This window comes from Streptomyces sp. NPDC002888, from assembly GCF_042888465.1.
GTDB lineage: Bacteria > Actinomycetota > Actinomycetes > Streptomycetales > Streptomycetaceae > Streptomyces.
In genome coordinates this window covers 245,998-268,078 of record NZ_JBIAPU010000005.1, presented here as the reverse complement: position 1 = coordinate 268,078, position 22,081 = coordinate 245,998, and the positions used below count along the sequence as shown (strand labels likewise).

The 22,081-nt window shown below is 70.1% G+C and carries 20 protein-coding genes and 1 riboswitch; of the genes, 7 read left to right on the top strand and 13 right to left on the bottom strand.

Going from position 1 to position 22,081, the window contains the following annotated elements; genetic code table 11:
* Positions 1-44: 44 nt before the first annotated feature.
* The 3 genes from ACFYWX_RS10840 to ACFYWX_RS10830 form a co-directional block, all read right to left on the bottom strand.
* Positions 45-1,508, bottom strand: a complete 1,464-nt coding sequence (locus tag ACFYWX_RS10840; RefSeq protein ID WP_389423630.1) for a streptophobe family protein — start codon at positions 1,506-1,508, stop codon at positions 45-47.
* A gap of 320 nt (positions 1,509-1,828) precedes the next feature.
* On the bottom strand, positions 1,829-3,007 hold the full coding sequence (locus tag ACFYWX_RS10835; RefSeq protein WP_389423629.1) for an extracellular solute-binding protein: 1,179 nt from the start codon (positions 3,005-3,007) through the stop codon (positions 1,829-1,831).
* A gap of 115 nt (positions 3,008-3,122) precedes the next feature.
* On the bottom strand, positions 3,123-4,562 hold the full coding sequence (locus ACFYWX_RS10830; protein ID WP_389423628.1) for a gamma-aminobutyraldehyde dehydrogenase: 1,440 nt from the start codon (positions 4,560-4,562) through the stop codon (positions 3,123-3,125).
* A gap of 168 nt (positions 4,563-4,730) precedes the next feature.
* Here ACFYWX_RS10830 and ACFYWX_RS10825 point away from each other — a divergent pair, with 168 nt between their 5' ends.
* From ACFYWX_RS10825 to ACFYWX_RS10795, 7 genes are all read left to right on the top strand, one after another.
* A complete protein-coding gene (locus ACFYWX_RS10825; RefSeq protein WP_389423750.1) occupies positions 4,731-5,249 on the top strand; it encodes an Lrp/AsnC family transcriptional regulator in 519 nt (172 codons plus the stop codon).
* Positions 5,250-5,268: 19 nt separating this feature from the next.
* Positions 5,269-6,633 (top strand): aspartate aminotransferase family protein, encoded by a 1,365-nt coding sequence (locus ACFYWX_RS10820; RefSeq protein ID WP_389423627.1) that lies wholly within the window; start codon positions 5,269-5,271, stop codon positions 6,631-6,633.
* Between the two features lie 199 nt (positions 6,634-6,832).
* The gene (locus ACFYWX_RS10815) at positions 6,833-7,573 is read left to right on the top strand and encodes an ABC transporter ATP-binding protein (protein ID WP_389423626.1); all 741 of its coding nucleotides are present in this window, start codon (positions 6,833-6,835) and stop codon (positions 7,571-7,573) included.
* Positions 7,555-9,045, top strand: a complete 1,491-nt coding sequence (locus tag ACFYWX_RS10810; protein WP_389423625.1) for a hypothetical protein — start codon at positions 7,555-7,557, stop codon at positions 9,043-9,045. The genes ACFYWX_RS10815 and ACFYWX_RS10810 overlap by 19 nt, the downstream gene beginning before the upstream one ends.
* 122 nt (positions 9,046-9,167) lie before the next feature.
* A complete protein-coding gene (locus tag ACFYWX_RS10805) occupies positions 9,168-9,587 on the top strand; it encodes a VOC family protein (RefSeq protein WP_389423624.1) in 420 nt (139 codons plus the stop codon).
* A 33-nt stretch (positions 9,588-9,620) separates the two neighbouring features.
* Positions 9,621-10,745, top strand: coding sequence for an LOG family protein (locus ACFYWX_RS10800; RefSeq protein WP_389423623.1), 1,125 nt, complete (start codon positions 9,621-9,623; stop codon positions 10,743-10,745).
* 160 nt (positions 10,746-10,905) lie between these two features.
* Positions 10,906-11,640 carry an LAETG motif-containing sortase-dependent surface protein gene (locus ACFYWX_RS10795; RefSeq protein ID WP_389423622.1) on the top strand — a complete coding sequence of 245 codons (735 nt, stop codon included), beginning with the start codon at positions 10,906-10,908 and terminating at the stop codon, positions 11,638-11,640.
* A 61-nt stretch (positions 11,641-11,701) separates the two neighbouring features.
* Here ACFYWX_RS10795 and ACFYWX_RS10790 read toward each other — a convergent pair whose 3' ends face one another.
* From ACFYWX_RS10790 to tsf, 10 genes are all read right to left on the bottom strand, one after another.
* Entirely contained in the window at positions 11,702-12,499 is a 798-nt protein-coding gene (locus ACFYWX_RS10790) for a maleylpyruvate isomerase family mycothiol-dependent enzyme (protein ID WP_389423621.1), read from the bottom strand.
* Positions 12,500-12,524: 25 nt separating this feature from the next.
* The gene (locus ACFYWX_RS10785) at positions 12,525-13,544 is read right to left on the bottom strand and encodes an ABC transporter ATP-binding protein (protein WP_389423620.1); all 1,020 of its coding nucleotides are present in this window, start codon (positions 13,542-13,544) and stop codon (positions 12,525-12,527) included.
* On the bottom strand, positions 13,544-15,145 hold the full coding sequence (locus ACFYWX_RS10780) for an ABC transporter permease (RefSeq protein ID WP_389423619.1): 1,602 nt from the start codon (positions 15,143-15,145) through the stop codon (positions 13,544-13,546). The genes ACFYWX_RS10785 and ACFYWX_RS10780 overlap by 1 nt, the downstream gene beginning before the upstream one ends.
* Positions 15,146-15,183: 38 nt before the next feature.
* Positions 15,184-16,266, bottom strand: coding sequence for a thiamine ABC transporter substrate binding subunit (locus tag ACFYWX_RS10775; RefSeq protein ID WP_389423618.1), 1,083 nt, complete (start codon positions 16,264-16,266; stop codon positions 15,184-15,186).
* An 89-nt stretch (positions 16,267-16,355) separates the two neighbouring features.
* A riboswitch (TPP riboswitch) is annotated at positions 16,356-16,461 on the bottom strand.
* Positions 16,462-16,499: 38 nt separating this feature from the next.
* On the bottom strand, positions 16,500-17,606 hold the full coding sequence (rlmN, locus tag ACFYWX_RS10770; RefSeq protein WP_389423617.1) for a 23S rRNA (adenine(2503)-C(2))-methyltransferase RlmN: 1,107 nt from the start codon (positions 17,604-17,606) through the stop codon (positions 16,500-16,502).
* Positions 17,607-17,697: 91 nt separating this feature from the next.
* Positions 17,698-18,147 (bottom strand): SRPBCC family protein, encoded by a 450-nt coding sequence (locus ACFYWX_RS10765; RefSeq protein WP_389423616.1) that lies wholly within the window; start codon positions 18,145-18,147, stop codon positions 17,698-17,700.
* Positions 18,148-18,289: 142 nt separating this feature from the next.
* Positions 18,290-19,459, bottom strand: coding sequence for a phosphatidate cytidylyltransferase (locus ACFYWX_RS10760; RefSeq protein ID WP_389423615.1), 1,170 nt, complete (start codon positions 19,457-19,459; stop codon positions 18,290-18,292).
* Positions 19,459-20,016 (bottom strand): ribosome recycling factor, encoded by a 558-nt coding sequence (frr, locus tag ACFYWX_RS10755; RefSeq protein ID WP_030168208.1) that lies wholly within the window; start codon positions 20,014-20,016, stop codon positions 19,459-19,461. The genes ACFYWX_RS10760 and frr overlap by 1 nt, the downstream gene beginning before the upstream one ends.
* 133 nt (positions 20,017-20,149) lie before the next feature.
* Complete coding sequence (gene pyrH, locus ACFYWX_RS10750; RefSeq protein WP_389423614.1) at positions 20,150-20,908, bottom strand: UMP kinase; 759 nt, start codon at positions 20,906-20,908, stop codon at positions 20,150-20,152.
* Positions 20,909-21,079: 171 nt separating this feature from the next.
* The gene (gene tsf, locus ACFYWX_RS10745) at positions 21,080-21,916 is read right to left on the bottom strand and encodes a translation elongation factor Ts (protein ID WP_389423613.1); all 837 of its coding nucleotides are present in this window, start codon (positions 21,914-21,916) and stop codon (positions 21,080-21,082) included.
* Positions 21,917-22,081 lie beyond the last annotated feature (165 nt).

Below are 22,081 nucleotides of genomic sequence, written 5' to 3'. Positions count from 1 at the left end.
GCAGGATACGAAACCGTCCTGTCTTCGCCGCATAAAGTCCGTTGTCACCGCGCCCCGAACCCACCGCGCACAGTTGCCAGCAGACTCCCGCCGAACCCGGCCAGCCCGCCGACGAGCAGCCCGAAGGCGGCCGTAAGCAGCACGCTGCCGCTCAGCTCGGCCCGCATTCCTCCCATCTCGCTGCCGAACATGCTGACGCCGAAGTTGCCGGATGCCGCCACCAGCCAGGCCGCCGCACCCATCACGACCGCCGTGACGACACCGAACCGCTGCGCCATGCCGAGGTGCCCGGCCAGCGGCCCTCGGTAGGGGTGCAACGGAACCAGGTGGACCGGGTTCGTGGCACGGGCCGCCCGGTAGGCACAGCAGACCAGGATGAGTGCGGTCACCGTGAGGGCCGCGAGCCACAGCGGCCAGCCGCCCGCCGACAGGGAACTCAGGTGTTCGGTACGGTCGGTCTGCCGGCCGCCGCCCATGGCCCCTTTACTCCCACCCATGCCGGCCATCAGAGCGGCGAGCGGATTGCTGCTGCTGTCGCTCTGCACCGGATGCACCTCGGCCGTCCACGAGGAACCGACGCCCAGCGTCAGGAACACCGCCAAGGCGTTCGGGGCAAGCAACAGGGCGGCACCCGCCGCCGAGCCCGCCCTGCCGCCGACCACCGACCCGACGACCGCCAACGCCACCAGCGGCACGGCCGCCAGGACGAGCACCGTACGCACGACAGCCGACAGACTCCGGCCCCAGCCGGCGCGCAGTCCGTCCAGTGCCCCGCCCAGCGGCAGCCGCGCCCGCCGGCTGATGAGGCATCCCACACCGAGCACGACGGCCACCCACAACACCGCACCGAAGCCCGTCGACCCGGCGCTCACGTGGTACGTCGCAGCCATGCGGGTCCCCGAACCACCGCCCATGAGACCGCTGAGACCACCGCTGCCACCGCCCATCAGCTCACCAAGGCCGCCGTTCCCTCCTCCGAAGCCCTCGGCAGCCTGGCCGCCGCCGGCTCCTCCCATGCCGCTCATCGCCGACGCGGGCATGGTGGCCGATCCCTTCGCGAGACCGGCCACGACCATGAGCGTGAACAGCGCCGCACTCGCCGCTCCAGCCGCCCGAACGGCCAGTTCACCGGCGGTGAACCGCCGCTGCTGCCCCTGGCGCAACCGCCGGGAGAACGCGATCCACAGCACGACGGCACCGACGAGCGTGACGCTGAGCGGTACGACATCGGCCGCACCGCTCATCGACGGGCTCATGCCGCCGCCACCGCCGAACAGGGAGGCCAGGCCGCCTATCGCCCCGGTGTCCCCGGAGGCGTCCGAACCCGCACTGACCGATCCGCCGACGGCCATGGCCGTCAGGGCCATGGCCAGCGACCAGACCGACCCGAAGGACCCCGCGTCGAGCAGCATCAGCGCCAGCAGGGACACGGCCGCCATGGCGACCACCGCGCACAGCGCGGCCGCCGCCCCTTCCAGCGCGTTCTGCCACGGACCGATCAACTGCACGGGCACGGTACGGCGTTGGGGACGCAAACCAGAACTGGGCCTGGTCCGGGGAAGGGGCGTGGTGGCAGCCATACAGGACAACTCCGCTTCGCTCGCGGGGAAGCACGCGGCGCCGAACGGGGGAGACTGCGGCGCCGCGTGCCGGGGGACCCGCACACAGTGGCGGTCGCGGGTACGACATTCCCGAGAGGTCCTGGGAGGTTTCTGAGAGCCGACGGCAGAACACCCCAGGTCACGGCACGCGCACGATGCCGGTGACGGCCCGTTTCTCAGGAAGTTCCCAGAACCGCACTGGCCGGGTCGCGCTCACGGGGTCGGGCTCACAACCCCACGATCGCGTTCCACCGCCGCGCGAACTCCACCCGCTCCGCACCCGTGATGTCCCGTGCGATCACGAGGCGTTCGCGCAGGGTGGCGTCGGGGAAGATCAGCGAGTTGTCGGCGAGGGCCGCCGTGTCCTCGTCGTCGGAGGCGGCCAGGACCTCGCGGGCCGCCGGGACAGGACAGACGTAGTTCACCCAGGCCGCGAGTTCGGCCGCGACCTCGGGCTCGTAGTAGTAGTCGATCAGCCGCTCGGCGTTCGCCTTGTGGCGGGCCAGGTTGGGGATCATCAGCGAGTCCGACCACAGCTCCGCGCCCTCCTCGGGCACGACGAAGCGGATGTCGGGGTTGTCCGCCTGGAGCTGGATCACGTCCCCCGAGTACGCCTGACAGGCCAGTACGTCACCACTGACCAGGTCCTTGGTGTAGTCGTTGCCGGTGAAGCGGCGTACCTGACCCGCCTCGACCTGCTTCTCCACCTGGTCGCACACCGTGTGGAAATCGTCGGCCGTCCACCTGGTGATGTCGACGCCGTTGCCCTGCATCAGCAGCGCGAACGCCTCGTCCAGGCCGGAGAGGAGAGTGACACGCCCCTTGAGGTCGCTCGCCCACAAATCCGAGACGCCGCGTATCTCACGGCCCAGCCTGCGACGGTTGTACGCGATCCCGGTGATCCCGGACTGCCACGGCACCGTGAACCGCCGACCGGGGTCGAAGGCGGGCGAACGCAACAACGGGTCGAGGTACTCGGTGACGTTCGGCTGCCGTGCCCGGTCCATCTCCTGCACCCAGCCCAGCCGCACGAACCGCGCGCACATCCAGTCGCTGATGACGATCAGGTCGTGGCCCGTCGACTGATGGTTCATCAGCGCGGGGCTGACCTTGCCGAAGAACTCGTCGTTGTCGTTGATCTCCTCGACATAGTCGACGGACACCCCGCTCCGCTTCTCGAAGCCCTCCAGCGTGGGCCGCGAGTCGGGGTCCTCGTCGTCGGTGTCGATGTAGAGAGGCCAGTTGGCCCAGTTGAGCCGCTTCTCGTCACCGGAGTGATCAACAGCGACCCGGTCACCGGGCTTCACATAGGCGGCGGGCACGCCACAGCCGGCGAGACCACCGAGAGCGGCGGTGCCACCGAACGCGCGCAGAACGGACCGGCGGGACAGAGGGCTCTTCGGCAAGTGGCGCACCTTGAAAGCATGCCGCACACTCCCGCGCCCCAAAGGGGCGCGGGGCAGTGTCGATAGGCGGCTCCGCCGCGTGGGCGCGACCAGCCACAACGAACCCGCAGCCGAACTACACGTCCAAGGACGTCATCACATGCTTGATCCGCGTGTAGTCGTCGAACCCGTACGCCGAAAGATCCTTGCCGTACCCGGACTTCTTGAACCCACCGTGCGGCATCTCCGCGACCAGCGGAATGTGCGTGTTGATCCACACACAGCCGAAGTCGAGCTTCTTCGACATCCGCATCGCACGACCGTGGTCCCTGGTCCACACCGACGACGCGAGGGCGTACTCGACGCCGTTGGCCCAGGTCACCGCCTGCTCCTCGTCCGAGAAGGACTGAACGGTGATGACCGGCCCGAAGACCTCCTTCTGGATGATCTCGTCGTCCTGCTTGAGGCCGGAGACGACGGTCGGGGCGTAGAAGTAGCCGCGCTCGCCGACCTGGTGGCCGCCCGCCTCGACCTTGGCGTGGGCGGGGAGGCGCTCGATGAAGCCGGAGACCTGCTTGAGCTGGTTGGGGTTGTTCAGCGGGCCGAAGAGCACATCCTCGTCGTCCGGCTGCCCGGTCTTCGTCTCGGCGGCGGCCTTCGCCAGCGCCGCGACGAACTCGTCGTGGATGGCTTCCTGGACGAGGACACGCGTCGCCGCCGTACAGTCCTGGCCCGCGTTGAAGAAGCCCGCCACGGAGATGTCCTCGACGGCCTTGGCGATGTCGGTGTCGTCGAAGACGACGACCGGCGCCTTGCCGCCCAGCTCCAGGTGGACCCGCTTGAGGTCCCTCGACGCGGACTCCGCGACGGACATGCCCGCGCGCACGGAACCGGTGATGGACGCCATCGCCGGAGTCGGGTGCTCGACCATGAGACGGCCGGTGTCGCGGTCGCCGGTGATGACGTTGAAGACACCCTTGGGCAGGATCGAGCCGACGATGTCGGCGATCAGCACGGTGGACGCGGGGGTCGTGTCCGACGGCTTGAGGACGACCGTGTTGCCCGCGGCGATCGCCGGGGCGAACTTCCACACGGCCATCATCATCGGGTAGTTCCACGGCGCGACCTGCGCGCAGACGCCGACCGGCTCACGGCGGACGATCGAGGTCATCCCGTCCATGTACTCGCCGGCCGACCGGCCCTCGAGCATCCGGGCCGCACCCGCGAAGAAGCGGATCTGGTCGACCATCGGCGGGATCTCCTCGGAGCGGGTCAGGCCGATCGGCTTGCCCGTGTTCTCCACCTCCGCCGCGATGAGCTCCTCGGCGCGTTCCTCGAAGGCGTCCGCGATCTTCAGCAGCGCCTTCTGCCGCTCCGCCGGAGTCGTGTCGCGCCAGCCGGGGAAGGCAACGGCGGCGGCCGCCATCGCGGCGTCGACGTCCGCCTGCCCGGACAGCGGCGCGGTCGCGTACGCCTCGCCCGTCGCGGGGTTGACCACGTCGGTGGTCCGTCCGTCGGCGGCGTCCCGGAACTCACCGTCGATGTAATTGCGCAGACGACGCAGCTCGGTGCTCACTGCCGGCCCTCCAAGGTCGGGGATGTGTCCAGTTACTGAGACACCAGCCTAGTCCGTGCCTCCACGTTTTCAACACCCCCGATCACGCCAGACCTACGAATTCCGTAGAGATACGCGCCCGTAACAACGAATTTCATCGTTCACACCTTGCGGAACCGACGAGACCTCGTGCACAGTGAGGTCGTGGCCAGTCGAAGCGCAGACCAGAGGGACTCCGGGCGCGAGTCGAGGAACGGCAGCCCCCACCTGGACGCCGTCTCCCTCGCGATCATCGAACAGCTCCAGGAGGACGGCCGCCGGCCGTACGCCGCCATCGGCAAGGCCGTCGGCCTCTCCGAAGCCGCCGTGCGCCAGCGCGTCCAGAAGCTGCTCGACCAGGGCGTGATGCAGATCGTCGCCGTCACGGATCCGCTCACCGTGGGCTTCCGCCGGCAGGCGATGGTCGGGATCAACGTCGAGGGCGACGTGGAGTCCATCGCGGACGCGCTGACCGACATGGCGGAGGTCGAGTACGTGGTGATGACCGCGGGCTCGTTCGACATCCTCGCCGAGATCGTCTGCGAGGACGACGACCACCTGCTGGACGTCATCAACAAACGCATCCGGGCCCTGCCCGGCGTGCGCTCCACCGAGAGCTTCGTCTACCTCAAGCTCAAGAAGCAGACCTACATGTGGGGAACCCGATAACCGTGAGGACCCGATAACCGTGAGCTCCAAGGACCTCAGCCGCACCGCGTACGACCACCTGTGGATGCACTTCACCCGCATGTCCTCGTACGAGAACGCCCCCGTCCCCACCATCGTCCGGGGCGAAGGCACGTACATCTACGACGACAAGGGCAAGCGCTACCTGGACGGTCTCGCGGGCCTGTTCGTGGTCCAGGCAGGGCACGGCCGCACGGAACTCGCGGAAACCGCCTTCAAGCAGGCGCAGGAGCTGGCGTTCTTCCCGGTGTGGTCCTACGCCCACCCCAAGGCCGTGGAGCTCGCGGAGCGGCTCGCCGACTACGCGCCGGGCGACCTGAACAAGGTCTTCTTCACCACCGGCGGCGGCGAGGCGGTCGAGACGGCCTGGAAGCTCGCCAAGCAGTACTTCAAGCTCGTCGGCAAGCCCACCAAGTACAAGGTCATATCCCGCGCGGTCGCCTACCACGGCACCCCGCAGGGCGCCCTGTCCATCACCGGTCTGCCGGGCCTGAAGGCCCCGTTCGAGCCGCTGGTCCCGGGTGCGCACAAGGTCCCGAACACCAACATCTACCGCGCGCCGCTCTTCGGCGACGACCCGGAGGCCTTCGGCCGCTGGGCCGCCGACCAGATCGAGCAGCAGATCCTCTTCGAGGGCCCGGACACCGTCGCCGCGGTCTTCCTGGAGCCCGTCCAGAACGCGGGCGGCTGCTTCCCGCCCCCGCCCGGCTACTTCCAGCGGGTGCGCGAGATCTGCGACCAGTACGACGTGCTGCTCGTGTCGGACGAGGTCATCTGCGCCTTCGGCCGCCTGGGCACGATGTTCGCCTGCGACAAGTTCGGCTACGTCCCGGACATGATCACCTGCGCCAAGGGCATGACCTCGGGCTACTCCCCCATAGGCGCCTGCATCATCTCCGACCGGCTGGCCGAGCCCTTCTACAAGGGCGACAACACCTTCCTGCACGGCTACACCTTCGGCGGCCACCCGGTCTCCGCGGCCGTGGGCCTCTCCAACCTGGACCTCTTCGAGCGCGAGGGCCTGAACCAGCACGTCCTCGACAACGAGTCCGCCTTCCTCTCCACCCTCCAGAAGCTGCACGACCTGCCGATCGTCGGCGACGTCCGCGGCAACGGCTTCTTCTACGGCATCGAGCTCGTCAAGGACAAGGCGACGAAGGAGTCCTTCAACGCCGAGGAGACCGAGCGGATCCTGTACGGCTTCCTGTCCAAGGCCCTCTTCGACAACGGCCTGTACTGCCGTGCCGACGACCGCGGCGACCCGGTCGTCCAGCTCGCCCCGCCGCTGATCTCCAACCAGGAGACGTTCGACGAGATCGAACAGATCCTGCGCGCGACGCTGACGGAGGCGTGGACGAAGCTGTGATCAACTGAATCTGTGATCAGTACCGGCCCTGGTGTCGACCGTACGAGTGAGAAACGGCGACCCGGGGCCGTGTGCTGTCCGGATGCCCGTCCTGGGCTGCCTAGCGTGCCAGTGACCGATCGGCCCTGCCTTCGTTCCCCCGCACGGGGGATTTCGCGCATCGCGCACGGCATTTCTGATCTGAACGAGGTGTTTGCCCATGGTGGCCCCGCCGGACAACGACGTGCTCTGGGCACGGTCGCTGCACTTCACCCACAACGACGGCTCACCCGCGCTCAGCGGCGTCTCGCTCGGCGTCCGCGACGGTGAGATCCTCGCCGTCAGCGGCCCGCGCGGCAGCGGCAAGACGACGCTGCTGCGGTGCCTGTCGGGCCTGGTGCCGGCCCGGCGCGGCGAGGTCTGGTTCAACAGCGTCCCCGTGCACACCATGGGCCCCCTCACCCGTGAGCGGCTGCGCCGCGACCGCTTCGGCTGGGTCGACACGGCGCCGGTGCTGGTCCCCGAGCTGAACGTCTGGGAGAACGCCGCGCTCCCCGTCATGTTGCGCGGCACCAGCCGCCGGCGCGCCAAGGTCGCCGCCCTGGAGTGGCTGGAGCGCCTCGACATCGGCGACAAGGCCCGCAAGCGCCCGCACGAGCTGACGCAGGCCGAGCGGCAGCGGGCCTGCATCGCCCGCGCGCTGGCCCCCGCGCCGTCGGTGCTGTTCGCCGACGAGCCGACGGCGCCGCTGCACCGCGCGGACCGCGCGCACGTGCTGCGCACCCTGACGACGGCGGCCCGCTCGCACGGCATCACGGTGGTGCTCGCGACCCACGACCCGGAGACCGCGGCCCTCGCCGACCGCACGGTGTCCCTGCTCGACGGGCGGCGCGTCAGGACGGTGCATCTGCCGCCGGTCAAGGAGATGGAAGGCCGGGCCTCGTGCTCGCTCTCCGTCTGACCCGCGGCTCCCGTCCCGTCGTCCAGCTCCGCCGCCTGCTGGTGGCCGCGGCGTCGGCGGGCACGGGCTTCCTCCTGCTGTGCACCCTCGGCTACGCGATGAGCCACCCCGACGATCCGGGCGGAGCCGTGCTCCGGCTGGCCTGGTGCCTGGTCCCCCTGGCCGCCACGGTCTACTTCGCCCTCGCCGTGGCCCGCACCGACCCCGGCACCCGTCCCCGCCCCGGCCTCGCGGCGATCGGCCTCGGCCCGGCCCGCCTGATGGCGATCGCGGCAACGACGACGGCCCTGTCCTGCACCCTCGGCTCCATGCTGGCGCTGCTCTTCTTCCTCCACCTGAGAGGCGACCTCACGGGCATGCCCTTCGACGGCGCCGCCTCGGAGTTCCTGGCCGCCGACCACCCCCTCCCCCTCCCCGCCGCCCTCACCCTCCTGACCCTCCTCCCCACCATGGCCTCAACGACGGTCGCCCTCTCCCTACGCCCCCGAGAGCTGCCCCCCACCCCCCGTGCCTTCGGCCGCTTCGGCGCCCGGGGCCACACAGCAAGACGCGAGACGTTCGGCGCGTACGGCCGCTTCGGTGCCCGCCTGTCGCTGCGGGCCACAGTCAAGCCCGCGGACAGCCGCGCCGCGGGAGATGACGGCGAGGCCGGCACGCCGCCACCCCGCCATCCCTCAGCCGACGACGTTCCCGCACCATCCCGCCGTCCCGCGGGCCGTCGTGCCGCTGGGGCGGCACCCATCCCACAGAAGGACGGCACCCGGCAAGCGCCGGGCAGCGCGGCCCACCCCACCCCGGCCCCGCCCGACAGCACCCCGCAGGCACCGGCCCAGGACCCCGACCCTCACCGCCCCCCACCCCCTCGCCCCGCCCCCACCGGCCTCCCCTGGGGCATGGCCGCCCTCGCCACAGGCCTCGCCGTGGAGGCGTACGGAAACCACACCAGGGCCACCGCCCAGCTCACCCTCCCCGGCAGCCTGCCCCCTGGCCCCCTCAGCATCCTCATCGGCTGGGCCCTGACCGCCCTGGGTCTCGCCCTCGCCGGCCCCGGCCTCACCCACCTCTGCGGCCGCCTCCTGCAGACCGCCCGCCCCGGCGCGCTCCGCCTTCTCGCCGGACGCGTCCTCATGGAGGAAGCCGGCCGCATCGGCCGCCCCCTCGGCGTGGTCTGCGCGGTCGCATCCGGCACCTACACCATGGCCGCCCTCTCCACCCCGGACGGCCCCGCCTTCGGCCCCCTGACCACCCTCGGCACGCTGCTCGTCACGGGCTGCACGGTCGCGACGCTGCTCACCACCGCCGTCGAGGCCCGCCAGGCCCGCGCCGACACCACCGCCGCCCTGCTCCGCCTCGGCGCCCCCGCCACGATGCTCCGCAGCGCCGCCGCCCTCCGCGCCGGCACCCTCCTGGCCCTCTTCGCCCCACTCACCGTGCTCGTGGCCGAGCTGTCGGCACTCCCCCTGACCGGCTGACAGACCGGCTGACGGACGGCCTCCCGAAATCCCCGCGAAAAAAGTGCCCGCCCACCGATGAGTCCCGCCGCACCCCCCGGTCTACCCCACCGAACGGCACACACCCGATGGGAGAGACTCCGATGACGACCTCGGCGTACCAGCAGATGATCTTCGTCAACCTGCCCGTGAACGACCTCGACGCCTCGAAGAAGTTCTTCACGGACCTGGGCTACACGATCAACCCCCAGTTCAGCGACGAGAACGCGGCCTCCGTCGTGATCAGCGACACCATCGTGGCGATGCTGCTCACCAAGTCGTTCTACGCGACCTTCACCAAGAAGGAGATCGCGGACGCGACGAAGACCAGCGAGGTGCTGATCTGCCTGAGCGCCGAGAGCCGCGCGAAGGTGGACGAGCTGGTCGACAAGGCGCTCTCCGTGGGCGGCACGCCCACCGGCGAGACCCAGGACCACGGCTTCATGTACGGCCGCGCCTTCGACGACCCGGACGGCCACACCTGGGAGGTCGTCTGGATGAACCCGGAGGCCGTCGAGAGCTGACCCCGGCTCCACGACGCCCCCTAGCATGGGCGGGTGCATCAGACACCCGCCCAGCCGTACGACGGCTCCCACGACCGCGAGATCGAGTCCCTCGCCGAGTTCGACGAGGTCGTCTCCCGGCACGGCACCCTGGCCCACCACCGCGTCCAGGCCGTCGATCTGACGGACCGTACGGACGCCCTGCTCACCGTGGACTCCACGGGCGCCGTCTTCCTCGGCTGCCCGATGGCCCCGGAGGCGGCCGCCGCGGTGCGCGCCGCCGGCGCCCTGGTCTTCCCGCCCGTCCCGGGCCTGCCGTTCGACCCGTACCGCGGTTTCGTCTACGCCCCGGACGAGTTGTTCGACTCCCTCGCCGAGGGCTACGAGGCGACCCCGGACGCCCTCGCCTACGCCTGGTTCCAGCGGACCAAGGCCGACGGCGACATCTTCTCGTCGATGCTGCGCTCGATCCACGACGACGCGGTCTCCGACGCCCTCGACGAACTCCTCGTCGGCGCGCGGGTGGTGGGCGTCATGGGCGGCCACGCCATGGCGCGCGGCACGGAGGCGTACGCCGGTGCGGCCCGTCTCGGCCGCGAACTGGCCCGCACCGGCTTCACGGTGGCCACCGGCGGCGGCCCGGGCGCGATGGAGGCGGCGAACCTCGGCGCGTACGCGGCCCCGTTCGAGAACGGGATGCTCGACGAGGCGCTCCGACTCCTCGCCAAGTCCCCGTCGTTCACGCCGTCGATCACCGACTGGGCGCGCGCCGCGTTCGAGGTGCGCGGGCGCTGGCCGGGCGGCGGTGCCTCGGTCGGCATCCCCACCTGGTTCTACGGCCACGAGCCGCCGAACCCGTTCGCCGCGCACATCGCCAAGTACTTCGCCAACGCGACCCGCGAGGACGGCCTGTTGGCCCGCTCCAACGCGGGTGTGGTGTTCCTGCCGGGCGCCGCCGGCACCGTACAGGAGATCTTCGACAACGCGACGCCCAACTACTACGAGTCGCGGGGCGAGCCCACGCCCATGGTGCTCGTGGACCGGGCGCACTGGACGGAACGGCTGCCCACCTGGCCGTTGTTGCGGGCGCTCGCGCGGGAGCGTTCGATGGAGGCGCGCATCGCGTTGGTCGACCGGATCGAGGAGGCTCCGGCGGCACTGAAACGCCTGGGTGGTTAATAAGCTGGCAAAGCCGGGGGCACTGAGGGGGCTCGCGGATTGACACTTCTTATGGAACGCTTATAGACCTGTGAGATTCGTGGGGGCGGTGTTGTTCCATCCAGTCGGGGCGTCATCTCCCCCTCAACCCCCCGCAGTTGCGCATCTGTAAAGGACAAACGTGTCCCTATCCCGCCGTACCGTCGCACGTTCCGTGCGCATCCTCGGTGTCGCCACCGCCTCGTCCGTGCTCGCGCTCAGCGCCGCCGGCAGCGCGCTCGCCTGCGAAATCAAGGACTTCTCCGCCGAAGCCAAGTGCGACGGCGCGAAGGGCATCATCACGGTCACCGACGTGGACCCGACGGGCACCCCGGCCATCGTGTCGGTCTTCCTGGAGAACAACGGCGCCGACGTGAAGAAGGTCGGCCAGCAGCAGGTCAAGGGCTCGAGCAAGGGCGTCACCGTCACCTTCGAGGAGGACTGGGAGCCCAACGCCATCTACCGCATCCACGTCAAGGCCAAGGACGTCGACGCGGACATCACCCCCAACCTGACCACGTCGTCCACGGCCTGCAAGGCCGAGGACAGCCCGACGCCGACCGCCACCCCCACTCCCACCCCGACTCCGACGCCGACCCCGACGCCGTCGGCCACCAGCCCGTCGCCGTCGGACGCCGCCTCGACCCCGGCCCAGTCGACGGTCCCCCCGTCCCCGGCGGCTCCGGAGGCCGGCGGCTCCGCCCCCGCGGGCACCGTGAGCAGCGCCCCCTCGCCGGCGGCCGGTGAGTCGAACCTCGCCGAGACCGGTGCGAGCTCCCAGACCGGTCTGATCGCCGGCATCGCGGCCGCCCTCGTCGTGATCGGCGGCGGCGCGATCTTCTTCGGCATACGCCGTCGCGGAGCCAGCACGCGCTGACCCGCACAGCTCTGTGGCCCGTCCCCGCGCACCGGGGACGGGCCACAGCCACGTCGTGCACTCAGCCGAACGTGACCCGCTCCAGCCAGAACTCCAGCAGCTCCCGCTCCCCGAGTACCTCCAAGCCCGGGGCGTCCAGGGGTTGCCGGCGGTAGAAGGCGAGCAGCACGTCGGCCAGCGGCCCGCGCAACGCGACCGTCGCCTTCTCGTGCCCACGCCGCCAGGTGACCCCGTCCTCGGCGAGTTCGACGACCCACTCGGCGTTCAGCTCCGGCGGCGTGTCCGTCGCGTGGAGGTGGATGCTGCGCCCGTCCCTCGGCAGGTCCTGCGCCGTCGGGTGGGCCCCGGTCCGCTGCACGAACTCCACGAGCTCCAGCCACTCGTCGAGCGCGTCGGCGGCCACGTCCGGCGCGACCTCGTACGGCAGCTTCGCGGCCAGCGTGGCGTCCACGCCGTGCACGACGAGCTCGTGCGTCATACGGCGGGCCCAGAACCCGGCGTTGAGGGCCCCGGCCCACCCCCACACCTGCGTGTCGGGCCCGGCCTCGCGCAGCGCACCGACGAGCATCTCGCCGGTCTCCGCGAGCCAGGCGTCCAGGGCGGCGGGATCACCCACGGCCTCCGGTCCCTCGCGCAGCGGGACCTTCTCCTCGGGGATCTCCTCCTGCGCCCGGGTGCGCACGATGAACTCCACCCAGCGCAGGGCGCCACCCGTGTGCCGTACGAGCTGCTCCAGCGACCAGTCGGGGCAGGTCGGCACGGTGGCGGACAGATCGGCACCGGAGGTCACCACGGCCCTCAACCGGCCCACCTGGTGGGCGACTTCGTCGCAGTAGCGGTCATGCGTGAGAAGGGTCATACGTAACACCCTAGGGGTGCCCCGGTCAGTCCAGCACGACGATTTCGGCCGCGTCGAACTCCACTCCGACCTCGTCCCCCACCCCGGGCGCCGCCCGCAGCGCGCACGCCGCCTCCAGTGGCGGCGCCGCCTCCGGCTGGAGGCGCACGGTGACATGGGTGCCCTTGAAGGTACGGGCGGTCACCGTGCAGCGCAGCCCCGCGTCCACGGGCACCAGCCGGACCCCGGCGGGCCGTACGAGCAGCGTGCGCGTCCCCTGCGGGGCGTCGCCCGGGACCGGCACCTTGCCCCACGGCGTATCGGCGGCCTCCCCGGCGACCGTCGCCGGGACCACGTTGTCGAAGCCGAGGAAACGGGCCACGAACGCGTCGGCCGGCCGCTGCCACACCTCAAGAGGCGTACCGGACTGGGCGATCCGCCCGTCCCGCATCACCACGACCCGGTCCGCCAGCGCGAAGGCCTCGCCCTGGTCGTGGGTGACGGCGAGCACGGTGGTGCCCAACCGCCCGAACAGCTCCCGCAGTTCGACGACGAGCCGCTCCCGCAGCGACCGGTCGAGCTGCCCGAGCGGCTCGTCCAGCATCAGCAGCCGCGGGCGGGGCGCGAGGGCCCGGGCCAGCGCGACACGCTGCTGCTCACCGCCGGAGAGCGCCGCCACGGCCCGGCCCGCCGCGCCCGGCAGTCCGACGAGGTCCAGCAACTCCCGTACACGCTCGCCCTGTTGCTGCTTGGGGCTCTTGCGCATCCGCAGCCCGAACGCCACGTTGCCGCCCACGTCCCGCTGCGGGAACAGCTGATGGTCCTGGAACATCAGGCCCACCCCGCGCCGGTGCGCGGGCACCGCCGCCTGGTCGCGCCCGTCGAGCAGCACCCGCCCGGCGTCCAGGGGTTGCAGCCCGGCCACCGCCCGCAGCAGCGTCGACTTGCCGCTGCCGCTCGGCCCGAGCACACAGACGACCTCGTGCTCGGCGACCCCGAGATCGACGGCGTCGAGCACGGCCCGCCCACCGAACCGCACGGTCGCGCCCTCAAGGTTCAGCAGCATCAGAACTCCCCGGTCCGGTCGGTGCGCAGCCTCTCCAGGATCAGCAGCGCCACCGCGCACACCAGCATCAGCATCGTCGACAGGGCCATCGCCTGCCCGTAGTTGAGGTCGCCGGCCCGCCCCAGCAGCCGCGCCACGGCGACCGGCAGCGTCGGATTGTCGGGCCGTGCGATGAACACCGTCGCCCCGAACTCCCCCAGCGACACCGCGAAGGCGAACCCGGCCGCGACGAGCAGCGCCCGCCGCACCATCGGCAGGTCGACCTCCCGCCACACCCGCCACGGCGACGCCCCGAGCACGGCCGCCGCCTCCCGCAGCCGTACGTCCACCGCCCGCAGCACCGGCAGCATGGTCCGTACGACGAACGGCACGCCCACGAGTGCCTGCGCGAGCGGCACCAGGATCCAGGAGGCACGCAGATTCAGCGGGGGCTCGTCGAGGGCGATCAGGAAACCGAAGCCGACGGTCACCGCGGAGACGCCGAGGGGCAGCATCAGCAGCGCGTCGAAGCCGCGTACGAAGCGGCCCGCGTCCCGCCGGGTCAGCGCGGCGGCGGCGAGTCCGCCGATCACCACGGCGATGGCGGTGGCGGCGACGGCGTACTCCAGCGAGTTGCCGATCGCGTCGATCGGCGGAACCAGGAACACTCCCCCGTCCGCCGACGTCAACGCCCGGTAGTAGCCGAAGTCGGGCGCGTCCAGCGACCGCTGCACGAGCACGGCGAGCGGCAGCACCAGCAGCACGAGGATCGTGGCCAGGACGCCGGCCAGCAGCGCCCACTGCCCCGCCCCACGCGGCCGCCGCGCCGTCACCGACGCGTCCACCAGCCGCAGCGCGGTCTCCCGCCGCCGTACGGTCCAGGCGTGCACGGCGAGGATCGCGCCCACCGCCACGAACTGCACGAGGGTGAGGACGGCGGCGGTGGACAGGTCGAAGATCTCCGAGGTCTGCCGGTAGATCTCCACCTCCAGCGTGGAGAAGGTGGGCCCACCGAGGATCTGCACCACACCGAAGGAGGTGAACGTGAACAGGAAGACCATCAGCGCGGCGGCGGCCACGGCGGGCGCGAGCGCCGGCAGGGTGACGCTTCGCCAGGCCTTCACGGACGACGCGCCCAGCATCCGCGCCGCGTCCTCCTGCCGCGGGTCGAGCTGTGCCCACAGTCCGCCGACGGTGCGTACGACGACCGCGTAGTTGAAGAAGACGTGCGCGAGCAGGATCGCCCACACGGTGGTGTCGAGGCGTACGCCCCACAGCTCGTCGAGCAGCCCGCCGCGCCCGACCAGCGCCAGGAAGGCCGTACCGACGACGACCGTCGGCAGCACGAAGGGCACGGTGACGACCGCCCGCAGGAGTTGCTTGCCGGGGAAGTCGAAGCGGGCGAAGACATACGCGCCCGGCAGCGCGATCAGCAGGGTGAGCGCGGTGGAGGCGACGGCCTGCCAGGTGGTGAACCACAGGACGTGCCGGATGTCCGACCGCCCCAGCACGTCCGCCAGCCGCCCGAACTGCCAGCCGCCGTCGGTGTCTAGCCCCCGGGCGACGATCGCGGCGACGGGGTAGGCGAAGAAGAGCCCGAAGAACACGACGGGCAGGGCCATGAGCCCGAGCCGCGCCGCGCTCCCGCGAGCGTTGGCCTTTACTTGAGTACGAGCGAGGTCCACGACTTGACCCACTGGTCACGGTTGTCGGCGATCTTCGACGGGTCCATGGTCTCGGGATCCTTGGCGGCGGGCCCGAACTCGGTGAACTCGGCGGGCACCTTCGCCCCGGCGAGGACCGGGTAGACGAACATGTTCAGCGGCATGTCCTCCTGGAACTCCTTCGACACCAGGAAGTCGACGAGCGCCTTGCCGCCCTTGGTGTTCTTGGCGTTGCTCAGCAGCCCCGCAAACTCGGTCTGGCGGAAGCAGGTGCCGGTCGCCACGCCGGTGGGCGCGGTCGTCGGCTTGGGGTCGGCGTAGATCACCTCGGCGGGCGGCGAGGAGGCGTAGGAGACGACGAGCGGCCGGTCGGCCTTGGCCTTCTTGCCGCCGGCGGACCCGGAGAACTCCTCGTTGTACGCCTGCTCCCAGCCGTCGACGACCTTCACGCCGTTGGCCTTGAGCTTCTTCCAGTAGTCCTGCCAGCCTTCGTCGCCGTACTTCGCGGCGGTGGCGAGCAGGAAGCCGAGGCCGGGCGAGGAGGTGGAGGCGTTCTCGGTGACGAGGAGGTTCTTGTACGCGGGCTTGGCCAGGTCGTCGAAGGAGGCCGGCGGGGTCAGCTTGTGGTCCGCGAAGTACTTCTTGTCGTAGTTGACGCAGATGTCGCCGTAGTCGACCGGGGTGACCCGGTGCTTGTCCTTGTCGAGCTGGTACTGCTCGTCGACCTGGTCGAGCCCCTTGGCCTCGTACGACTGGAACAGCCCGTTGTCCAGGGCCCGGGACAGCAGGGTGTTGTCGACGCCGAAGAAGACGTCGCCCTGCGGGTTGTCCTTGGTCAGGATCGCCTTGTTGACGGCCTGGCCGGCGTCGCCGTCCTCAAGGACCTTGACCTTGTAGCCGGACTGCTTCTCGAAGTCCGCGAGGACGCTTTTGGAGACGGCCCACGAGTTGTGGCTGACCAGGGTGACGGTCTTGGAGCCGGAGTCGCCGGACCCCTGATCGTCGGACGACCCGCACGCGGACAGCGTGACCAGGCCGAGTCCGACGGCCAGGGCCGTGGCCTTCTTGGTGATGCTCACTGGATTCCTCCTGGGGTGACCAGGAAGAGACGCGGCCCTGCCCGGGCAACGGCGGAACGTTTCACCGGTGCCCGGGCAGGGCGCAACAGCTTGAGTGGAGACCGAACTTCCTACCCAGAATGACCTGGGCGAGGTTCAGAGGGTCTGCGGCCGGTGCCGCACTCTCAGCGCTGTGGCGCTCCCCTGTCGGAATATGCAGATGTATGGCTGATATGAAGTTGTGCCGGCTCAGACTACCGCTCGGTGGCCGCGAGCTGACCACATGCCCCGTCGATCTCCTGTCCACGGGTGTCCCGGATCGTGACAGGCACACCATGGGCAGCGATCGCCTCGACGAACGCCTTCTCGTCCTCCGGCCGCGAGGCCGTCCACTTGGACCCCGGCGTCGGGTTCAGCGGGATCAGGTTGACGTGCACGGGCCTGCCCTTGAGCAGTCGGCCGAGCCGGTCACCGCGCCAGGCCTGGTCGTTGATGTCCCGGATCAGCGCGTACTCGATGGACAGCCGGCGCCCGGACTTCTCGACGTAGTCGAAGCCGGCGTCGAGGACCTCGCGCACCTTCCACCGCGTGTTCACGGGGACGAGGGTGTCACGCAGCTCGTCGTCGGGCGCGTGCAGCGAGATGGCGAGGCGGCACTTGAAGCCCTCGTCGGCGAACCGGTGGATCGCAGGGACCAGCCCGACCGTCGAGACGGTGATGCCCCGCTGCGAGAGCCCGAGCCCGTCCGGCGCGGGGTCGGTGAGGGCGCGAATGGACTGCACGACCCGCTTGTAGTTGGCGAGGGGCTCACCCATGCCCATGAAGACGATGTTGGACAGCCGGGCCGGCCCACCGGGCACCTCGCCGTCCCTGAGCGCCCGCATCCCGTCCACGATCTGGTGGACGATCTCGGCGGTGGACAGATTCCGGTCCAGACCCGCCTGCCCGGTCGCACAGAACGGGCAGTTCATCCCGCACCCCGCCTGCGAGCTGATGCACATGGTCACCCGGTCCGGGTACCGCATCAGCACCGACTCGACCAGCGTCCCGTCGAACAGCCGCCACAGCGTCTTGCGCGTGGTGCCCTGGTCGGTCGACAGATGCCGCACGACCGTCATCAGCTCGGGAAGCAGCGCCTCCTGCAGCTTGGGACGCGCGGCCGCCGGGATGTCGGTCCACTGCTCCGGGTCGTGCGCGTACCGCGCGAAGTAGTGCTGCGCGAGCTGCTTGGCACGAAACGGCTTCTCCCCGATCTCGGCCACCGCCTCCTTGCGCTCGGCAGGCGTGAGATCAGCTAGATGCCGCGGCGGCTTCTGGGCTCCGCGGGGGGCGACGAATGTGAGTTCTCCGGGCTTAGGCATGGCTGTACCAGTGTCGCAGATCCACTTGGGTGACCCGGGCCGTCCCATGGCGGGATCCGCGGCAGTGGCATCGCGGCGCCGGTGACGTGAATTACGCGGTGGTGTGCTCCAGGCGTTGCTTGAGCAGTTGCTCGTCGCGCGGGAGTTCCTTGCGGACCTGCGGGCGGACGACGAGGGGGAGGAGGATCTTGCCGACGCCGCGCCCTTCGAGGTCGATCTCCATCGTCACGCGGGAGCGGCGGCCGTCGTCGAGCGGGGTGATCTCGCCGTGGACGCGCGGCCGGACGGGGCCCTCCACTGCGCGCAGACCCCAGGCGTGCGGCGGGTCGCACTCGGTGAACTCCATCAGGAACGGCATGTCGCGGCGACCGACGTGCCGGGTGATGCGCAGGCGGGAGCCGACGTGGATCGGGCCCTCACCCAACTGCTCCACGGCGACGGCGCTCTCCTGCCATTCCGGCAGGTGGGCGGGGTCGATGATGTACTCCCAGACGTCCTCGGGGCTGCGGTCGACGTCGACCACTTCTCGGAAGTCGGACATGATGCCCGCCTCCTTCCAGGCGATCATGCTCCCTTTGGGGGCTTATACCGGAATAGTCCCACTCGGCCGTCCCCCTGCGAAAGAGCGAGCCCCCGTCCTGCCGAAGGACGGGGGCTCGCTCAAGCCGCATACATGCTGCGGGTCACCCGGACCCCACGAAGATCACAAGCAGCAGCCAGACCACGGGAGCCGTCGGAAGCAGCGAGTCCAGCCGGTCCATGATGCCGCCGTGCCCCGGCAGCAGGGTGCCCATGTCCTTGATGCCGAGGTCCCGCTTGATCATCGACTCGCCGAGGTCGCCCAGTGTCGCGCTGACCGCGACGGCCAGGCCCAGGAGCAGGCCCTGCCACCACGTGCCGTCGTCGATCAGGAACTCCGCGCACAGTGCCCCGGCGACCATGGCGAAGGTGACCGCGCCGAGCAGGCCCTCGCGGGTCTTGCCGGGGCTGATGCGCGGCGCGAGCTTGTGCTTGCCGAAGCGCCAGCCGACGGCGTACGCGCCGGTGTCGCTGACGACCGTGAGGACCAGGAACGTCAGGACGCGCCACGGGCCGTCGTCGGCCGTCAGCATCATCGCGACGAACGTGGCGAGGAACGGGACGTAGAACGCGGCGAAGACGCCCGCCGTGACGTCCTTGAGGTAGCCCTCGGGCGGCTCCGTCATACGCCATACGAGTACCGCCAACGCTGTGAGCGCCATGGCGACCCACGCGCCCTCGGCTCCCCGCGCATAACCGGAGACGACCATGGCCGCGCCACCGATCGCGAGCGGCACCACGGGCGCCTTGATGCCCTTGCGCTCCGCGAGCCGACTCGTCAGCTCCCACAGACCCACCACGACGGCGACGGCGACCACGCCGACGAACACGGCCTTGACGATGAACAGCGACGCGACGATCACCGCACCGAGGCCGACCCCGACCCCTATGGCCGCGCTCAGGTCGCGGCCCGCACTCTTCTTCTGCGGTGCGGGCGCCGGCTGAGGGGCGTCGGGCATGGGCTCCGGATTCTGCGGCACCGCCCCGTAGGGTTGTGCCTGCGGCGTGTCGTACGACCCGTAGGGCTGGGCCTGCGGCGTCTCGTTGCGGAACAAGGGGCCGCTCAGCCGAGCGGCCCCCCGATCGTCATCCTGGTTTCCGCCGTATGCGGGCACGTCGGGCACGATGGGCATGGGGCGAGTCTGCTGCGCCTCAGGCGCATCGTATGCGGGACCCGCCGGGGCAGCGCCCTGGACAGGCCCCTGGTCGGACGGTCCCCAGTACCCGGTGTGTGACCCGGCTTGTGGCGGAGCGCCCCAGGAAGAGTCGTTCATCAGACCTCGAGCAGCTCCGACTCCTTGTGCTTCAGGAGCTCGTCCACCTGGGCGACGTACTTCGCCGTGGTGTCGTCGAGCTCCTTCTCCGCACGACGGCCCTCGTCCTCGCCGACCTCGCCGTCCTTGATCAGCTTGTCGATGGCGTCCTTGGCCTTGCGGCGGACGGAGCGGATCGACACCTTGGCGTCCTCGCCCTTGCCCTTGGCGACCTTGATGTACTCGCGGCGGCGTTCCTCGGTCAGCTCGGGGAACACCACACGGATGATGTTGCCGTCGTTGCTCGGGTTGACGCCGAGGTCGGAGTCGCGGATCGCCTGCTCGATGTTGCGCAGCGCGCTCTTGTCGAACGGGGTCACGACCGCCATGCGCGGCTCCGGCACGGAGAACGAAGCCAGCTGGTTGATCGGCGTCGGCGCGCCGTAGTAGTCGGCCACGATCTTGTTGAACATCGCCGGGTGCGCACGGCCGGTACGGATCGCGGCGAAGTCCTCCTTGGCGACCACGACGGCCTTCTCCATCTTCTCCTCGGCCTCGAGGAGGGTCTCTTCGATCACCACTTGCTCCTGCGTGTCTTGAGTAGGCCCGGCTGCGGTTCCTTGGCGGTGGCGGCGGCCGGCTGCGTCGCGTCTTCTTTCTGCACGGTTCCCGACCGGCAGGACATTGTCCACCCCCGGTCAGGGTCCGTGGTCAGTCCCGGCTGCCCTGGTCACCCACAAGCGTGCCGATCTTCTCACCCCTGACGGCGCGCGCGATATTGCCCTCCGCCAGAAGCTCGAAGACGAGGATCGGGAGCTTGTTGTCGCGGCACAGGGTGACGGCGGTGGCGTCGGCGACCTTGAGTTCGCGGGTGATGACCTCGCCGTAGCCGAGGGAGTCGAACTTGACGGCGTCCGGGTTGGTCTTCGGGTCGGAGTCGTAGACCCCGTCCACGCCGTTCTTGCCCATCAGCAGCGCCTCGGCGTCGATCTCCAGGGCGCGCTGGGCGGCGGTGGTGTCGGTGGAGAAGTACGGCATGCCCATACCGGCGCCGAAGATGACCACGCGGCCCTTCTCCAGGTGGCGCACGGCGCGCAGCGGGATGTACGGCTCGGCGACCTGGCCCATGGTGATGGCGGTCTGGACCCGGCTGTCGATGCCCTCCTTCTCCAGGAAGTCCTGGAGGGCGAGGCAGTTCATCACGGTGCCGAGCATGCCCATGTAGTCCGAGCGGGCGCGGTCCATGCCGCGCTGCTGGAGTTCGGCGCCACGGAAGAAGTTGCCGCCGCCGATGACGACGGCGACCTGTGCGCCGTCCCGTACGACGGCCGCGATCTCGCGGGCGATCTTGTGCACCACGTCGGGGTCCACGCCCAGGCCCCCACCACCGGAGAAGGCCTCTCCGGACAGCTTCAGCATGTACCGGCCGCGTACTTTGCCGTCGTCGCTCTTCTGGGCCTTGGTGGTCATGGGGATCCCGCCTCTTTCACCTGTCGCACATACGAAGAAGGCCATTGCCGGTGGGGTGTCGTTCGCAACCCATGCTCGGCAATGGCCTCCTCGTCAGATCTGCTGTCGTCCGTCACCCGCTGACAACTGCATACGACCCTATCGGGGTCGCGCGTCGATCGCGGTACGGACTCAGATGCCGACCTTGATGCGCGAGAAGCGCTTCAGGGTGACACCGGCCTCGTCCAGGACCTTCTGGACCGACTTCTTGTTGTCGAGCGCGTACGGCTGACCGAGCAGCGTGGCGTCCTTGAAGAAGCCGTTGAGACGACCATCGACGATCTTGGCGATCGCGGCCTCGGGCTTGCCCTCGGCGCGGGTGGTCTCCTCGGCGATGCGACGCTCGGACTCGACGACGTCGGCCGGCACCTCCTCCTTGGAGAGGTACTTCGGCGCGAAGGCGGCGATGTGCTGGGCGATGCCCTTGGCGACGTCGGCGTTCGGCTTGTCCAGCTCGACGAGGACACCGATCTGCGGGGGCAGGTCGGGCATCGTGCGGTGCATGTACGCGGTCACGAAGCCGTCGGCGAACTGCGCGAAGCGGTCCAGGACGATCTTCTCGCCCAGGTTGGCGTTGGCCTCGTCCACGAACGCCTGGACCGTCTTGCCGGGCTCGATCTCGGAGGCGAGCAGGGCCTCGAGGTCGGCCGGGGAGGTCTTGGCGACGTGCTCGGCGATGGTGTTGGCCACGGCCTGGAACTTGTCGCCCTTGGCGACGAAGTCCGTCTCGCACTTCAGCTCGACGAGGACACCGGAGGAGTTGTCGTCGGCGATGATCGAGACCACGGCGCCGTTCTCGGCGGAGCGGCCTTCGCGCTTGGCGACGCCCTTCTGGCCCTTGATACGGAGCGCCTCGACGGCCTTGTCGACGTTGCCCTCGGCCTCGTCCAGCGCCTTCTTGCAGTCCATCATGCCGGCGCCCGTGAGCTCACGGAGCGTCTTGACGTCGGCGGCGGTGTAGTTCGCCATGAGTCTGTGAATCTCTCTCGAAGTCTGGAAGATCGAAGATCTACGGGGTCTACAACCCCCATGGAGTAACGGGGGCCGCCGACTCTCCGCTGACCTACGGGTGAACGGCGGGAGCGGTTTTCACCGCGCCGGAGGCGCTAGTGGGTGCAGTACCGCTCCCGCCGT

Excerpts from the sequence above, each read along its gene's own strand:
- ACFYWX_RS10815 (WP_389423626.1), top strand. The coding sequence starts at position 6,833 with ATGGTGGCCCCGCCGGACAACGACGTGCTCTGGGCACGGTCGCTGCAC.
- ACFYWX_RS10805 (WP_389423624.1), top strand. The coding sequence starts at position 9,168 with ATGACGACCTCGGCGTACCAGCAGATGATCTTCGTCAACCTGCCCGTG.
- ACFYWX_RS10790 (WP_389423621.1), bottom strand. The coding sequence starts at position 12,499 with ATGACCCTTCTCACGCATGACCGCTACTGCGACGAAGTCGCCCACCAG.
- ACFYWX_RS10785 (WP_389423620.1), bottom strand. The coding sequence starts at position 13,544 with ATGCTGCTGAACCTTGAGGGCGCGACCGTGCGGTTCGGTGGGCGGGCC.
- ACFYWX_RS10780 (WP_389423619.1), bottom strand. The coding sequence starts at position 15,145 with ATGGCCCTGCCCGTCGTGTTCTTCGGGCTCTTCTTCGCCTACCCCGTC.
- rlmN (WP_389423617.1), bottom strand. The coding sequence starts at position 17,606 with ATGCCTAAGCCCGGAGAACTCACATTCGTCGCCCCCCGCGGAGCCCAG.
- ACFYWX_RS10765 (WP_389423616.1), bottom strand. The coding sequence starts at position 18,147 with ATGTCCGACTTCCGAGAAGTGGTCGACGTCGACCGCAGCCCCGAGGAC.
- ACFYWX_RS10760 (WP_389423615.1), bottom strand. The coding sequence starts at position 19,459 with ATGAACGACTCTTCCTGGGGCGCTCCGCCACAAGCCGGGTCACACACC.
- pyrH (WP_389423614.1), bottom strand. The coding sequence starts at position 20,908 with ATGACCACCAAGGCCCAGAAGAGCGACGACGGCAAAGTACGCGGCCGG.
- tsf (WP_389423613.1), bottom strand. The coding sequence starts at position 21,916 with ATGGCGAACTACACCGCCGCCGACGTCAAGACGCTCCGTGAGCTCACG.